Here is a 14,588-nt window from a genome sequence, read left to right on the forward strand (position 1 = left end):
CGCCTGCTTTATGTACGTTGTTACACGCTATTTCTGTGGTTGTTGCGGTGCGCCTTGTGGTGCATTCTCAACAAGCTTAGCGCCAGTTTTAACATTCATTACACCGTCGACCACAATTTTTTCGCCGGCTTGAACGCCACTGGTCACCACCACTTTGTCGTCAACCTTTAGGCCAAGTTCCACGGCACGCTGCTCGGCTCTGCTGCTGTCATTAACCACATACACATTGTATACACCTAGCTGATCTTGAACCGCTTTAAATGGAATAAGCAATTGTTCAGACGAAGAAGTGCTTTTTACATTCATGGTGAGGTTCATACCGGCACGTAAGATGTTTTGCGCATTGTTGAAGGTGGCGCGTACTTTGATTGTTCCCGTTGTTGGATCCACGGCTCTATCCATAGTAGAGATGCGGCCTTGAGCAGGGTAAGAAGTACCATCAGGGAGTACAACCGTAATCTCGGTACTTGCGCGACCAGCCTGGTAGGCCGCAAATTCTGCAATTTCTTTTTCACTGATCTGGAACTCTACAGCGACAGGGTCGATGGAGCTTACCGTATTCAACGAGGTGGATGGAGAAACCAATGCACCTGTACGTACTTGAGAAATACCAACAGCACCAGAGAATGGGGCGCGAATTGTAGAACGCTGCAAGTCCGTTTGCGCAGCTGTCAATGCCGCCTGTGCGGCTTGGACTTGAGCTTTTTGGTTATTTACATCGGTGATCGCATAGTCTAAAGTTTGTTTCGCAATCGCGTCACGCTCGGCAAGCGTTTGATAACGCTGCAGATCTTTTTCTACACGCTGTAGGTTTGCTTTAGAAATTGCCAAAGAGGCTTTCGCCTGGTCAACAGCTGCTTGGTAGCGCACACGATCTATTTCATACAGGGCTTGACCTTTGGAAACAAAGGCGCCATCACTTACATATATCTTGGTAACATAACCGCTAACTTCTGCTCTGATCTCGGTCTCTTGTAACGGGACAACGCTGGCAGGGTAGCTTTTTAATCCGGATACGATCTGTTGTTCAACTGTTCCGAAAGAAACAGGAACAGCAATCTCGCCTTGAGCCGCCGCAGCCTGTTGCTGTTTTGAACTGTCTTTAGATCCACAAGATTGCCATAGCAGTCCTGAACCTATAACTAATGCTGAAAATAAAAACTTCTTATTCATGTTTCTTGTAAATTTCGAGGGTTAGAAGGGTTTGTTTCTTAATTCGTGATATTCACTGTACCTAATGCTTTTTGGATATCAAGCTTGCTTGATAATACAGCATAAAGGGCGTTCAAATAGTTTAATTGACTTGTCTTTAAATCTGTTTCGGCAGTCATCAGTTCTAAATATGTTTTGACACCGGCATCGTATTGTAACTTAATGGTGTTGTATACCTCCTCAGACAATTCCATATTCGCCTTTGAGTTGCGCCATTCATTCATGTTCGCCCGATAGCTTGCCATAGCCGCCGAATATTCGGTACTGATCTTGTTTTCCAAATTCTTTAAGTCCCATTCGATGCGTTCTTCTTGAAGTTCTGATTTGCGCAATTCCTGGATACGCTTAGTTCCTGTAAAGATCGGAAGCTTCAAGGATAGCCCAACTGAAGAATTCGGAAAGTTATCACTGTAAAGCTTGCTGAATTTATCATCGCGGTAATTTAACCCGTAGTTTGCATAGGCTCCAAGGGTGGGTAAAAAATTCCATTTTTGATATTGGGTGTTCAGCTTCTGGATTTCTTTAAGCGTTTGAATTTGTTTGTATTCTACCCGGTTTGCGATATCCAACAATTCCGTCGTATCCAATAGAATATTTTGTTCCAGAGCTTGATTAACAAAAGACAGGCTCAGTGGTTCACTCGTATTCATGCCCAGAAGCATCTTTAAGTAGTCGTATTTATATTGCCTACTTTCATGTGCCGACTTGAGCTGAGCATTACTGTTGTTTAACGATATCTGTGCTCTTTTATAATCCGTTTTATCGACTAATCCCACTTCATAGCGCGAGTTCGCTTCACTGTATTGACGTTTTAGGCGAACAATATTTTCGTTGATGATCTTAATGGACTCTTCCGATGTGAGGATGTCGTAATAGGCTTTGCTGACATCCACAACGGTCGAAATTCGTGTGCTTTCGATATTCAGATTATTCTGTTGACGAATAAACTTTGCGGCACGGGAGGCTTGAAACAGTTGAGGACTAATAATCTGTTGATCCGCCTGAATCGTTAATCCGCTGGTATTCTTCTGTCCCATAGTAATGGTTTGACCACTGATAACCGTGGTCGGTAGTTGAATATTATGAACTAAACTACCTGTCGCATTGATCTGTGGAAACCACCCCGATAAGGCGGATGCGATTTCACGCTCTCCAATTTCTTTATCAATTGTGGCTTGTTTGAGTTCAATCTTGTTGCTTAAGGCGTAGTTGATTAACTCGTTTAATGTGGCATTTTCGTTTAATTTGCTTCCTTGATTATTTGTTTGTGCTTCTGCAAAACTTACAAAACAAGAAGCAATAGATAAAAATAAAGCAGCTTTCTTGAATCTCATATTATTGATTTTTAATACCATTCCAAATAATTTCAATTAAATCTTTTCGATCTTGCTTGTCCACGGGCACCATTCTGTAAACAATACCCTTGACATGTGAAGTAGCTGATCCAATAAAAAGTGATATGAATACCGTGAAACTCACTTTTTGAATAACTTCCGTTTTAATACCTTCTTCATAGAAATCTAACATATGGTTTGCACCATAATAGCACGGACTTTTAGACTGCACTACAAGTTCATAATAGGGGGAAGAGTAAAATTGTTCTATAAACCTAAAGATTTCTTTATTAGCGATATAGTACTCTATTAACCTGTCCCAAATATAGAAGAACTTGTCTTGGTAAGAAAGATCCTTATCAAAGTTGAATATATGTTCGTTTGTTCTTTCGCGGCAGTATTTAAAAAGCTCTAAGATTAGTTCGTCCTTTGATGCAAAATAATGATAGATGGTTCCTGCAGCCACATTCGCATGAGTCGCAATTTGACTCATAGGAGCACCGTGGAAACCATGCTCATGGATTAAATGTAGGGCGCTTTCAAAAATAGCTTCCTTTTTGTCTGGACTGACGTTGTTTTTCATGTTTTATTATCCTTCTTAACAAGTTGTTCGTTGCCAATTTGCTGTGTAGGTCTAGGATTTTTAACAGGCAATTGAACGTTCATTCGGTTGCAAATGTAGTGAAATTATTTACGCGCATTTGTCAAAGATTTGTTATAAATCAATATGTTCCCAGGAAGATTACTAGGGATTGAGGAGAATGGGAGGGTATAATGTTAAGTTTTTGTTAAGTTTTGAAAATCGCTTTGATTGTGCTGTTAGGCGTGTTACCTTTGTAGTATCATAATTTAGGTTTATAATTGGTTAGTAAAGGTTTCCATTCTCCCCGTTTGGAAACCTTTTTTTATGCTCCTAGTAAATACGATGATCTACCAACGGCGAATTAGTAACAAGTAAAAGGTTCGTCCGAGCTAGAAGATCAAGTCAGCGGTTAGTGATCGGATAGACAAAAAAGACACAAAATGTAGCGGTGCTGAGCCCTTCGGGTTTGTGTTTCTACAATACCCAACTACGATCCACCAACTATGGTCTCCTCCCTAATCACAGGAAGCGATGTTTTTAGCGACTTCCTCTTGCGTATAGGTTGTTGTACTATTCCCGAATGTTGTCGTTACATAGGTCAGGATATAAGCAATCTCGACATTATTCAGTTGTGGAATGCCCGGCATTTCATTGTCAAACTTTTTTCCTGACACTTCAATCGATCCTTTCATACCATTTTTTACGATACATGCCAACTGGCTGCGATGTTTGTTCAAGAAGATAGAGTCCGTTAATGGAGGGTATAGTTGTCCGAGTCCTTCGCCTTTCGCGCCATGACAATTTTGGCAGTGCGTGGTATAGAGTTTTTGGCCATTTACGGCATATTGGGCCGTTTCTATACTTACATTAGGCTGACATGCCTGAATAGTAATAAGCACGCCGATAAGCGTGCTTATTAGAAGAGATGAAAGAAATAATTTACGCATACGTATTTTCTTTTATTTCTCTTGTAATAGGATTTCTAAGTCTGTAAACAATTGGGCGACCTGCTCCTCATTGGTGCCATCGTAAGCCCCACGAATGTGTTTATCTTTATCAACAAGCACTAAGTATCCTTGGTGATCGTATCCACCGGGAACCGATGCATCTTCTCTGGTGTAGACTAAGTATTGATCCGCAAGACCATAAATGTCCTTTTTACTTCCTGTGACGAATTGCCACTGTTCATTTGTGACACCTAGTTTTTGTGCGTACGCCTTTAAAACACTTGGTGAATCAAATTTGAAGTCGATACTGTGCGAAAGAAAAGAAACGCGATCATCACCTTTGTATTTTTCGTATACCTTTAACAGGTTACGCTGCATGGTCGGGCAGATACTTGGGCAGTGGGTAAAAAAGAAATTTGCGATGTAAACCTTGTTGTCAAATGCCTTCTCTGTAAGAAGGACACTGTCTTGGTTAAGGAATGAGAAACTTGGAATACGATGATAAATCGTATCGGTGATAGTTTTTCCATCCACGATCTTTTCTTCGATATCTGGTTCTCCAATGTAAGGCAGTTTTTTATCTGCTTTGGGAGCACATCCAACGATTGCAGCAAAAAAGAAGAGGCTCAGTAAACTTTGTTTTATCGCTATTTTCATTATTTTTTTGTGAAAGGCGCTAATATTCTATTGGCATCCGATGTAACTTTTTCAAACTCCGTTTTTAAGTCTGAAATACGTTTTATTTCTGCTTTTTGATATTCCGTATCTGTACTATCTGTAGTGTACTCGTGCATCCACACCATCATCTTGTCCGTTGCCTGTTCGAGGTTATCTTTTAAGGTAGATAGTTCGGTGCGCGTTGCAACGGTATCCAATGTCGGGTTGTCTGTTTTTAGGACCGCAAGATTTGTTAACAGTGAATCGATAACGACAGTATGCTTATCAAAAGTAGAAATCTGTGGCATAATTTCATCGTGTACCTCGATTGCTTTAGCGGAAAGCTCTTGCGGGTTGTTTTCTACATCTTTTGCCTTTTGTTGGCAGGAACTGATGGCAACTACTGTTGTGAGTGCAATAGCGCTTAACATTAACTTTTTCATATGTCTGATTTTATGTAGGGTTGGTGAGTTTGGGTATTGAGTGTAGAGAAATCAAAACCTAAATCTCGGATATAAATTTCGTTCTGCGACTGCGCGCATAGTAAGCCGTCTTTATCGAAGATATCAATAACGAAGGTCTTTACCACCTTTCCGTTGTTTTTAACGTCGGCTAGGGCGCTCGAGATATCTTCATCATGTAGTTTAATCGAGAAGCTCAAGCTTTTTTTTGCGGGCTTGATGTAATCGATTTTTGCGGACTTTAACCAAGCCACTGTTTTGTGTATTCCTTGCTGTTTAAAAATCTGGTTTAACAGGAGGGTGTGAATTGGATCAATGGATGAAAAAATAGTACCGCCAAAGATGCTTCTATTACCATTGATATTGAGCAGGCTTTTGAAAACACGGATATCTGCCTGCTTATAATCAGGTTGAATCTTTTCAATCCATACGCGTTGAAAAAGAAATGGTGGATAAAAACGCAGTAACCACTTGAGGGTTTTAGCCGATACCGAAAGTTCCATCCCACAAAAATACGACTCTTGGTTGTCTTTACCCAAGGTCTCAGTGTATTATTCCTGTAATATTTCATATGGAAGGCCGCAGGATCGCCTTTGCCGCACGTGGAACGCAGTTGAAAGCTTGTTGAATTTATTTAGGGAACCGACAGCATAGTTGCTAATTGGAAAAACGTAGGAGGGAGTGCGCTACGAGAGGATCGAATCTATCTATTAGGACATTTTTTGCAACGTTTTCCTCTTTTATACTTTTTACAGCACTTCTTAAAAATACAGCAATCGGTATCCGTATTGGCAAAAAATCCCTTCCTGAGTTCGGTCAAGAAGGGATTTGTATCTTGTTCACTTGTTAAAGTGTTAACTATCACATCCTTCATCGGATACAAAGATAGTTATTTAGATTGTTTTTAAATAATATTAACGTCCGAATTTTGTGCTTTCAATTCGAGTGATATTTTATTTGCTGCGTCATCGATAATCTGTGGGTCATCGGTATTATTAATAATAACGAGATCACATTGCTCTTTAAAAGGGAGTAAAAACTCATTATATGATGGAACAACATGGTTGATCCATTTATACATTACATCATCTCGATCATAGCCACGTTCGACAAGGTCCCTACGCAATCTTCTTTCTAACGCCACTGATTCATCTGCCGCTAAGAAGATACGATAGTCGAGAATTTCATTAATTTCCGTGTAATGAAAGATAAATAAGCCTTCCACGATCAGGATAGGAGCTGGTTTTATTTCCAATATCTTTGGCTTAAGATTTGGATTATTAAACGTATACTCTTCCCTGTAGATTGTTTCGCCGTTGAAGAGAGACTTTATATCCTTGTAGAAATCCGCTCGGTTGATGGATGTCGGGATATCAAAGTTATACAACCTATTTTCCTCTCTGGTTTTCGTGTTGGCTGGAATATAGTAATCGTCCTGTGAAATTAAGGTGACTTGATCCTCCTGAAAGTGATTTAAAAAACTCTTGAGAAAGAACGTTTTTCCCGAGCCACTACTCCCTGCTATCCCAATAACGTATGGTTTGTTCATCAATGCAAAATTATGATTATTCTTGCAAAGGTACACCATAGGCGATTTCTATCAAAAATCTTCTGTCTAAAGCACCAATATAAGATGCAGCAGATTTTGATAAAATAACGATAGCATCTTGATTATCAGCGTTGTCATTAAATTTTCCAACAACCTTTGCGTACGTAACACTTTTGGTCATGGGGTTGGTTATTTTTAATATTGTCCCAATTGGAGCAGTTTTATGGAGGGCAAGATTACTCTTCTCATTGGTCTCTAAATTGTCCATCCATACGCCAATGCCTTTTTCTTTTTTCTCGCGAATACCATAGCGGCTTGGTTCAAACCCTAAGTCACGTCCAGGCTGTTCTATGATGGGGGTGTCTATTTCCTCAGGTTCTACAGCAACAACAGGTTCCTCAATTATCGGTGGTTGAAAATCTGCATTTGGAATTTTAAGCATCTGGCCTTCACGAACAGCATTACTGGTGAGGTTATTCAGCTTTTTAATTTCATCAACGGTTGTATTGAAACGTCTTGAAATCGCATATAGCGTCTCACTTTTACCTACTTTATAGCTTGTAAGGATTTCATTATTATCTGGAGTCTGTACGCTCGTGTTATTTTGTTTTTGGGTGTTCGTTGTGTTAACGACAGGTTTGGTAACCGCTAGCGCTTCCCCTTTTCGTCCCGTAGGGATTTTTACGGTATCTCCAGGTCTTAAATTTTTCTTGTTATTTGCCGACATTATCGCATTCACCTGAGCTTTGTAGCGTCGCCCAAGGGCATAATAGGTGTCTTTGGATTCTACTTTATGGATAATATAGATTTGGTCATTAATAATTTCTGTACCAATTGAATCTGGTGCTACCACCATATATTTATCAGCTAAAGGAGCTGTTTTTGCCAAGGTAATAAAAGGACTACAGAAGAGTCCTATAAAACTCAACTTAACCAATGTTGAGCATACATTTCTTTTTCTCATACAATTACAATTATAGTAAATACGAAACAATTTCTTGTTTATTATATGACAATAAAAAAAGTTGATTCCCAATTTGGAAATAAGGTTGAGGAATCATCTTGGGCATATCTTTCAGTAGACATTGTTCGTACAGTATCTTGGATGTGTCTGCAAGGCAAAGGTTTAAAGAATAACCATCGTTCCCTTTGCTGTGGTAGCTCCATAGATAGTGGTCTTCATGACGACTTAACCAAATGAATTCTTCTTTTGTAACATGATCGAGGTAAGATGGGCGATTGCCGTAATAGGGTACAGGTAAAACGAGCGGAGCATGACCGACGTTATTTTTCTGAGGGGTTTTCGCTGGTTCTTTTTCTAGCGTATCTAGATTGAGGTAGGTTTCAAAACCTGTTTGAAAGTTGCGGTGCCGCATAATCAGGTAATTATCTTCCACGGCCACCAAAACATGTTCATAGGTGCAAAATCGTTCATTTCCAAGACGGTCTAAGATCAAGATACCTTCTTTTACGGGTTGTTGTTCACCTACTTTTTTCAAGATAAGCTGTTCGCCATAGATATGATCTAACGTCCATTCTTTAGGGGTTATCTCTTTGTGATTCAGTTTGATCCTTCCCGTAAAGTCTAAGCGGTATAGGATTGGTGTGGTACTATCTGGATGGCGAAGTTCTACAGCAAATTGTTGGCTATCGGGATCAACCACGATTTTCCATATTTCGAACGGAAATCTTTCTACAAATGCTAGAGAAGTTGTATATTTAGTCATTACAGCGAAATGAATCGGTCCTTAACTTAGTGTATGAACAAATCTACGAAAACCTTTCTTGCTTTTCTTTTTCTATGGGTAGCCTGTATGCAGGTGAGCATGGCGCAGCGCGTGTATAAAGTAGATGTGAAAGATGATATTGGGCCCAATGCTTGGCGTACGATTAACTTAGCGTACAAAAAAGCCGAAGAAACGAAGGCTAAAATTTTTCTGGTGGAACTGAATACATTTGGTGGTGCAGTAAATTTTGCGGACTCCATTCGGACTCGGTTGTTGTCTGCTGATATGAAGACGATAGTATACGTGAATAATAACGCTGCTTCAGCAGGGACTTTAATTTCATTGGCTGCTGATAAAATTTATATGCAAAAGGGAGGAAGCCTAGGTGCTGCCAGCGTGGTGAATCAACAGGGAGAAATTATGCCGGAGAAATATCAATCGTATATGCGTGGATTGATGCGTGCAACGGCCGAAGCGAAGGGACGCGATGTTCATATTGCGGAGGCTTTTGTTGATCCTGAGGTCTCTGTGCCGGCCCTAAAGCCTGACGGTAAACTGCTGACTTTGACAACGAGTGAAGCCGTAAAAGCAGGAGTTGCCGATGCAGAAGTAACGTCGATTACAGATCTATATACAAAAGCAGAAATTAAACCAAGCGAAGTATCACAACATAAAATTACGACGATTGATCGTATAATCGCTTTTTTGATTAATCCCATGGTCAGTGGTTTTTTGATATTAGGGATTATTGGTGGAATTTATTTTGAGTTACAGACACCTGGGATTGGCTTTGCTTTATTTATTGCGCTGCTTTGCGGTGCTTTATTCTTTGCTCCGCTTTACCTTCAAGGGCTCGCTGATCATTGGGAGATCGCTATTTTTGTAATCGGTGTGGTATTATTGGCCTTGGAAATTTTTGTGATTCCAGGGTTTGGGGTTGCCGGTGTTTTGGGAATTATTTTTGTTTTGTGTGGACTGGCCTTTTCGATGGTCGATAATGATTTTTTAGATTTTAAACTTACTAGACCCGGTTTATTAATGAATTCTTTTTTAATTGTGATTGGTGCCATGCTAGGGGCTGTGGTACTTATGGTTGCCTTTGGTCGTAATTTGATGAAATCGTCGCTGTTCAAGAGATTGGTTTTGGAAGATGAACAAAAAGCCGAGGTGGGGTATACCTCGTCGCAGCAAATGGTGGATTTGATTGGTAAACAAGGGGTTGCTCGTACGGTGTTGCGTCCTGCAGGAAAGGTTGAAATTGAGGGACGCTGGTACGATGTCGTTGCATTAGATGGTTTCGTCGATGTAGGTGAGCTTGTTTCGGTAGAGAAGCATGAAAACTATAATCTCTTTGTGCGTAAATTGGAAGATAAAGCAATATAATTTCGATTAAATCTGCTAATTTCACACTTTAATGGCAAGGACCAAAAAAGTGACAAAAGGGAAGCCTGTTATTCAGGCGGCTGAACGAAAGCGGTATTTGATTTTTAGCATCGGGATACCGATTGCTGTGGCGGGGGTATTAGGTTTGATCATGCTGCGTACCGATTGGGGATTTGCAATCAAAAATTGGTTTTACGGTGAGGAAAAAGTCGATAGCCACACCGCTACGGAGCATGATAAGCGTAATCTTTCTTTAATGCAGCGGCATGACGATAAAGTCTATGGCATTGATATTTCGCAGTATCAAGGAAATATTGATTGGGATGCAGTGCTGAAGATACATGGAGCTGTACCGGTCGACTTTGTGTTTGTTCGTGCATCAATGGGGGAATCGGCAAAAGATAAGCGCTTTCGTGAAAATTGGAGTGAAGTCGCAAGCAGAACGAAGTTACGCGGTGCATATCATTATTTCAGACCGAATGAAAACTCATTAAAACAAGCAAAAAATTTTATTAGGTTAGTAAAGCTAAAACCAGGGGATCTTCCACCTGTTTTAGATATTGAGGAGCGACCACGTCGGCAATCGATGGATTCCTTAAAGGTGGGACTGAAGCGGTGGCTAGATGAAGTGGAACAACATTATGGTGTACAACCTATCTTGTACTCGGGGGACAGTTATTTCACAGATTTCTTAGAAAAGGAGTTTTCGGACTACGTGCTGTGGATCGCTAATTATAATTTTTGGATCGATCGGCCCAAAAAGCATTGGGACTTCTGGCAGTTTTCTGAACGGGGAGCTGTAGATGGTATCAAAGGGAATGTTGATTTAAATATGTTCAACGGAGATATTGAAGATTTGGAGCGGTTGACGATTCCGTATTAAAAGCGATAAAAAGAACGCAAAGATAATCCTTATGGCAACTTTTAGTGATATTATAAAAAAACATCCACTGGTATTGGTGGATTTTTCGGCTACTTGGTGTGGCCCCTGTCAGGTGTTAGCTCCGATATTGAAAAATCTGAAGGATCATTATGGCGATGCTATTTCGGTGGTTAAGATTGATGTCGATAAAAACAATGCGTTAGCGTCGAGTTATCAAGTACAGGGGGTACCAACGATGATTCTCTTTAAAGAAGGACAGCAGGTATGGCGTCAGAGTGGTGTACTCGATTTGCAACAGCTGATTTCAGTGGTTGAAGCGCATAAGTAGTGCAGCTTGTTAGGTTATGAGTCCTTGCTCGTACAGCTGCCATATCGGAGAGTTTGCGCGTAGTTGGGCTACAACTTGTATGAGCAGTTGTGCTGTCTTTTCGATTTCTTGCTTCGTTGTATATCGACTCAGGCTAATGCGTATTGTACTAAAGGCATCTTCATCATGGAGGTGCATCGCTTTAAGTACATGTGATGGATCGCGCAACCCTGCCGAACATGCTGAACCTGCAGATAAGGCCAGCTGAGGCATGGCAATCATGATTTCACTTGCTTTGATATGTCGAAAAGTAATACTGCTTGTATTTCCTAAACGCGGGGCCGCTGAGCCATGGATGATGATGGCCGGAATGTGATCTAGCAGTTGTTGTTCGAGGTAATCCCGATAATGACTGATGTACGGCGGGAACGATGCAATCTCCATTGCTTTACCAAGCCCTACGATGCCTGAAACATGTAGCGTGCCACCGCGCAGGTCATTTTCTTGTCCACCACCAGAAATCAGGGCCGGCACTTGGATCGGTTTTCGTTTTCTTCTGATATAAAGTGCTCCAACACCTTTGGGACCATGTATTTTATGTCCGCTTAAAGCGAGGATATCAATAGGAATCTTTGTAAGATTGATTTCACTTTTACCAATCAACTGTGTTGCGTCGCAGAAAAATAAGGTATCTCTTTCCTGACAGATTTTTGCTATATCCGAAATCGGATGTAAGACGCCCGTTTCATTATTCGCGGCCATTAAACAAACCAAAATAGTATCCGACTGTATCGCTGATTTTAAGTTATCTAAATCTATTTCTCCTTGGTCATTAACAGGGAGGTATGTGATTTTTATACCTTTTTTTTCTAAAAGTCTGCAGGTCGTTAGAACCGCTTTATGCTCTGTTTTGCAGGTGATAATATGATTCCCTTTTCCTTTGTAAGCAGAAGTAATGCCCCGTAAGACCATATTTATACTTTCCGTTGCTCCGCTTGTAAAGATAATTTCTTTTTCTGTTGCCCCGAGACACGTCGCGACTTGGCTCCGTGCATGTTCTACTGCAGTTTGTGACGCCCGGCCTAACTGATGTTGGATGCTGGATGCATTCCCATAGCTTTCCCGGAGAAAAGGTAGCATAGCCTCGAAAACCTGATCGTCGATCTTGGTCGTAGCGTTATTATCTAGGTAAATCAGCTCCATGCCTTAAAGATATTTAAAATCTTGCATCCGTGCTTTTGAAATTAATTATTTGTTATATTTATAAAATAAATTTCTTGAAATGGAAGATAGTTTAAATAAGATAGAAAGTAACGTGAGTAAGATGATTGATGTCGTCGTACAGAAATTACCGAGTATTGCTGTTGGGTTTGTATTACTCCTTGTTGGGATTTATGTTATTCGTTTTTTTATCCGTTTAATTCGACGACGTTTTGAGCGGAGGAATGTAGATTTATCCATACGAAGCTTTGCAGAAAGTCTTATAAAGTTTGTGCTGTATGTTCTCTTACTGCTTACGGTAGCCAATACAATGGGCATCCAGACCACTTCGTTTATTGCTGTTCTTTCCGCATTTGGCTTAGCGGTGGGCTTGGCTCTACAAGGAAGTTTATCGAATTTTGCTGGCGGTGTATTGATTTTATTGTTTCGTCCCTTCGATGTCGGGGATGAAATAGAAAGCGCGAACGGTTCGACAGGTACAGTTGAAAATATTGACCTTTTATACACCACATTGGTAGATGATGATGGGGTAAAGATTTATAGTCCTAACGGTTCGCTTGCTAATTCGGTGATCCGAAATATGAGTACCGGTTATCGTCGGATGCAGTTTGCGGTCCATGTTTCATATGACACGAATATTCAGCAGGCTCGAGAGCAGGTATTGGCTATTTTAACGGCGGATCCGAATGTGCAAACTACCCCAGCACCGACGTTTCATGTGGGAGACTTAAATGATTCCGGGATGCAAGTCGTTATTCGGGCGTGGGTTTCTCATCAGGGTTTTTTACGCTTTCGGGGCGAAATTGCCGAGAAAGTGAAAGTGGTTTTTGAAAACCAAAATATACCTTTACCCAAAAAGAGTATTCGCGTAATTCCAGTGGATTGACAAAAAGTGTTGACCTGCTGTGGGGATCGGCAGATCTTTATACGCGATGGGATAGAGGAAAGGACATTACGACTGTCGTGCCCATTTCTGGTGCACTTTCAATATGCATTTCACCTCCATTTTTACGCAAGAGCTCATGACATAGTAATAACCCAAGCCCACTTCCGCGTTCTCCTTCTGTTCCAAAGGATGGCGTTTGGATGGAATTGAATAATTGTGCAATTTTCTGTGCCGGAATACCCACCCCTTGATCTCGAATGGTCAGCTTTACATAGCCTCCTTTGACTATACCTATACTAGATACATTCCCGTCAAGGAAGCTGAATTTGATCGCATTGCTTAATATATTACGTAAAATAACCAAAAATTGATCATAATCGACATAGATGATTGCCGAAGGGTCAATGTTCTTTATTAGATTTATTTTCTTTTCAAATGCTTGTGGCTCAAGAAATTGATACACTTTGTTTAGTGCTTCCTCCAGTTGTAATGCGGTTGGTTTTGTTTGTAGACCATCCATATTTCGAATACTCCATTTAAGGAGGTTGTCGAGTGTCTCATCCAGCTGGGTTAACCGATTATTAATGGAGGATATGGTTTCGTTAACTTTTTCAGCAGAGATAAGCTGGTTTTGAAATAAAGTAAGCATGGTCTGCGTGCTTGAGATCGGGCTTCTGATATCGTGCGCAATAATGGAAAATAACCGCTCCATGTTACGGTTCATTTCTTCCAACTTCTTCCGTTGTGTTTCTATTTCTTGCTGGTAACTAAATTGTATATCCTTGAAGACAGCAATTGCAAAAACAATAAAAACGAGAGAGCCGATAAAATTAAAAGCGAGTCTATCTGCTGGAATCCTAGCTTCCAATGGTATTGGTTGTGGCATAAAAATAATAATCATCATTGCCAATATGATGATGGCGCTAGAAGTAATCTGAATCCATCGATCCTCGAATATTAACATGGCTATAATCAAGGAACTTAAGAGAAAATATTCTGCACCATTGTGAAAAAAGTAGGCGCCTAACCAAAAAAATAAGGAGTTGAAACATAGCAACACAAAGCGCGCTGTGGTATATTTACGATAGGCGTGGAAAAGAAAAATGGACGCAGAGGTAATAAAATTTGCATAGTTGATTACCGAAAGCAGATAGCGCCCTTCCATCCAATTGGCACAAGAAAAAAACAACGTAAGGGGAATACAAACAAGGGCCACCTGGTTGAGCATCTTAGTTTTTCGCATTTCCATATACGACATATCCGTATGTATACCTGTACTTTCTACGGTATTCCAATATGCCCGAAGCTTGCGAATAATACGCTGTAGTTTATGTTTGTTTAACAAGAATTGGAAGAAATTTATCTGGCATTAAAATTACGCTATTTTTCTGAAAGTGTCAGACTTAAAAACAGAGAAAGGAGAGCTAACAAAAACGAC

16 protein-coding genes are annotated in these 14,588 nt (G+C 40.5%); 4 read left to right on the plus strand and 12 right to left on the minus strand.

Annotated elements, in window-relative coordinates:
- Window positions 1-27: 27 nt before the first annotated feature.
- The 10 genes from B9Y69_RS08660 to B9Y69_RS08705 all read right to left on the minus strand — a co-directional run bounded on the left by B9Y69_RS08660 (window position 28) and on the right by B9Y69_RS08705 (window position 8,470).
- A complete protein-coding gene (locus B9Y69_RS08660) occupies window positions 28-1,173 on the minus strand; it encodes an efflux RND transporter periplasmic adaptor subunit (RefSeq protein WP_085472561.1) in 1,146 nt (381 codons plus the stop codon).
- A gap of 38 nt (window positions 1,174-1,211) precedes the next feature.
- Complete coding sequence (locus tag B9Y69_RS08665) at window positions 1,212-2,546, minus strand: TolC family protein (protein WP_134431569.1); 1,335 nt, start codon at window positions 2,544-2,546, stop codon at window positions 1,212-1,214.
- A gap of 1 nt (window position 2,547) precedes the next feature.
- Entirely contained in the window at window positions 2,548-3,129 is a 582-nt protein-coding gene (locus B9Y69_RS08670; RefSeq protein ID WP_085472563.1) for a TetR/AcrR family transcriptional regulator, read from the minus strand.
- Window positions 3,130-3,644: 515 nt separating this feature from the next.
- Window positions 3,645-4,076 carry a c-type cytochrome gene (locus B9Y69_RS08675; protein ID WP_085472564.1) on the minus strand — a complete coding sequence of 144 codons (432 nt, stop codon included), beginning with the start codon at window positions 4,074-4,076 and terminating at the stop codon, window positions 3,645-3,647.
- Window positions 4,077-4,088: 12 nt separating this feature from the next.
- On the minus strand, window positions 4,089-4,733 hold the full coding sequence (locus tag B9Y69_RS08680; RefSeq protein ID WP_085472565.1) for an SCO family protein: 645 nt from the start codon (window positions 4,731-4,733) through the stop codon (window positions 4,089-4,091).
- The gene (locus B9Y69_RS08685; protein WP_085472566.1) at window positions 4,733-5,176 is read right to left on the minus strand and encodes a hypothetical protein; all 444 of its coding nucleotides are present in this window, start codon (window positions 5,174-5,176) and stop codon (window positions 4,733-4,735) included. Before B9Y69_RS08685 ends, B9Y69_RS08680 begins: the two co-directional genes overlap by 1 nt.
- A complete protein-coding gene (locus B9Y69_RS08690) occupies window positions 5,173-5,733 on the minus strand; it encodes a DUF4442 domain-containing protein (protein ID WP_234991172.1) in 561 nt (186 codons plus the stop codon). The genes B9Y69_RS08685 and B9Y69_RS08690 overlap by 4 nt, the downstream gene beginning before the upstream one ends.
- Before the next feature lie 365 nt (window positions 5,734-6,098).
- Window positions 6,099-6,743 carry a uridine kinase family protein gene (locus tag B9Y69_RS08695; protein WP_394346507.1) on the minus strand — a complete coding sequence of 215 codons (645 nt, stop codon included), beginning with the start codon at window positions 6,741-6,743 and terminating at the stop codon, window positions 6,099-6,101.
- Between the two features lie 16 nt (window positions 6,744-6,759).
- The gene (locus B9Y69_RS08700) at window positions 6,760-7,707 is read right to left on the minus strand and encodes a DPBB and LysM peptidoglycan-binding domain-containing protein (protein WP_234991174.1); all 948 of its coding nucleotides are present in this window, start codon (window positions 7,705-7,707) and stop codon (window positions 6,760-6,762) included.
- Between the two features lie 10 nt (window positions 7,708-7,717).
- Window positions 7,718-8,470 (minus strand): hypothetical protein, encoded by a 753-nt coding sequence (locus B9Y69_RS08705; RefSeq protein WP_144036535.1) that lies wholly within the window; start codon window positions 8,468-8,470, stop codon window positions 7,718-7,720.
- 33 nt (window positions 8,471-8,503) lie between these two features.
- Here B9Y69_RS08705 and B9Y69_RS08710 point away from each other — a divergent pair, with 33 nt between their 5' ends.
- Genes B9Y69_RS08710 through trxA form a run of 3 tightly spaced genes read left to right on the plus strand, consistent with a single transcriptional unit; the run spans window position 8,504 to window position 11,064 of the window.
- On the plus strand, window positions 8,504-9,853 hold the full coding sequence (locus B9Y69_RS08710; protein WP_085472569.1) for an NfeD family protein: 1,350 nt from the start codon (window positions 8,504-8,506) through the stop codon (window positions 9,851-9,853).
- A 31-nt stretch (window positions 9,854-9,884) separates the two neighbouring features.
- A complete protein-coding gene (locus B9Y69_RS08715; protein WP_085472570.1) occupies window positions 9,885-10,736 on the plus strand; it encodes a glycoside hydrolase family 25 protein in 852 nt (283 codons plus the stop codon).
- 31 nt (window positions 10,737-10,767) lie between these two features.
- Window positions 10,768-11,064 carry a thioredoxin gene (trxA, locus tag B9Y69_RS08720; RefSeq protein WP_085472571.1) on the plus strand — a complete coding sequence of 99 codons (297 nt, stop codon included), beginning with the start codon at window positions 10,768-10,770 and terminating at the stop codon, window positions 11,062-11,064.
- Between the two features lie 9 nt (window positions 11,065-11,073).
- Here trxA and B9Y69_RS08725 read toward each other — a convergent pair whose 3' ends face one another.
- Window positions 11,074-12,246 carry a cysteine desulfurase family protein gene (locus B9Y69_RS08725; RefSeq protein WP_234991176.1) on the minus strand — a complete coding sequence of 391 codons (1,173 nt, stop codon included), beginning with the start codon at window positions 12,244-12,246 and terminating at the stop codon, window positions 11,074-11,076.
- A gap of 79 nt (window positions 12,247-12,325) precedes the next feature.
- On the opposite strand from B9Y69_RS08725, the gene B9Y69_RS08730 reads away from it, so the two are divergent.
- A complete protein-coding gene (locus B9Y69_RS08730; RefSeq protein ID WP_085472572.1) occupies window positions 12,326-13,150 on the plus strand; it encodes a mechanosensitive ion channel family protein in 825 nt (274 codons plus the stop codon).
- A gap of 37 nt (window positions 13,151-13,187) precedes the next feature.
- Here B9Y69_RS08730 and B9Y69_RS08735 read toward each other — a convergent pair whose 3' ends face one another.
- Entirely contained in the window at window positions 13,188-14,495 is a 1,308-nt protein-coding gene (locus B9Y69_RS08735; RefSeq protein ID WP_085472573.1) for a sensor histidine kinase, read from the minus strand.
- Between the last annotated feature and the right edge of the window lie 93 nt (window positions 14,496-14,588).

Origin of the sequence: Sphingobacterium psychroaquaticum (assembly GCF_900177625.1) — a bacterium.
Classification (GTDB): Bacteria; Bacteroidota; Bacteroidia; order Sphingobacteriales; family Sphingobacteriaceae; genus Sphingobacterium; species Sphingobacterium psychroaquaticum.

Bases quoted from the DNA above. Each gene is read 5' to 3' on its own strand.
- B9Y69_RS08660 (WP_085472561.1), bottom strand. From the start codon at position 1,173: ATGAATAAGAAGTTTTTATTTTCAGCATTAGTTATAGGTTCAGGACTG.
- B9Y69_RS08665 (WP_134431569.1), bottom strand. From the start codon at position 2,546: ATGAGATTCAAGAAAGCTGCTTTATTTTTATCTATTGCTTCTTGTTTT.
- B9Y69_RS08670 (WP_085472563.1), bottom strand. From the start codon at position 3,129: ATGAAAAACAACGTCAGTCCAGACAAAAAGGAAGCTATTTTTGAAAGC.
- B9Y69_RS08675 (WP_085472564.1), bottom strand. From the start codon at position 4,076: ATGCGTAAATTATTTCTTTCATCTCTTCTAATAAGCACGCTTATCGGC.
- B9Y69_RS08680 (WP_085472565.1), bottom strand. From the start codon at position 4,733: ATGAAAATAGCGATAAAACAAAGTTTACTGAGCCTCTTCTTTTTTGCT.
- B9Y69_RS08685 (WP_085472566.1), bottom strand. From the start codon at position 5,176: ATGAAAAAGTTAATGTTAAGCGCTATTGCACTCACAACAGTAGTTGCC.
- B9Y69_RS08695 (WP_394346507.1), bottom strand. From the start codon at position 6,743: ATGAACAAACCATACGTTATTGGGATAGCAGGGAGTAGTGGCTCGGGA.
- B9Y69_RS08700 (WP_234991174.1), bottom strand. From the start codon at position 7,707: ATGAGAAAAAGAAATGTATGCTCAACATTGGTTAAGTTGAGTTTTATA.
- B9Y69_RS08705 (WP_144036535.1), bottom strand. From the start codon at position 8,470: ATGACTAAATATACAACTTCTCTAGCATTTGTAGAAAGATTTCCGTTC.
- B9Y69_RS08710 (WP_085472569.1), top strand. From the start codon at position 8,504: ATGAACAAATCTACGAAAACCTTTCTTGCTTTTCTTTTTCTATGGGTA.
- B9Y69_RS08715 (WP_085472570.1), top strand. From the start codon at position 9,885: ATGGCAAGGACCAAAAAAGTGACAAAAGGGAAGCCTGTTATTCAGGCG.
- trxA (WP_085472571.1), top strand. From the start codon at position 10,768: ATGGCAACTTTTAGTGATATTATAAAAAAACATCCACTGGTATTGGTG.
- B9Y69_RS08725 (WP_234991176.1), bottom strand. From the start codon at position 12,246: ATGGAGCTGATTTACCTAGATAATAACGCTACGACCAAGATCGACGAT.
- B9Y69_RS08730 (WP_085472572.1), top strand. From the start codon at position 12,326: ATGGAAGATAGTTTAAATAAGATAGAAAGTAACGTGAGTAAGATGATT.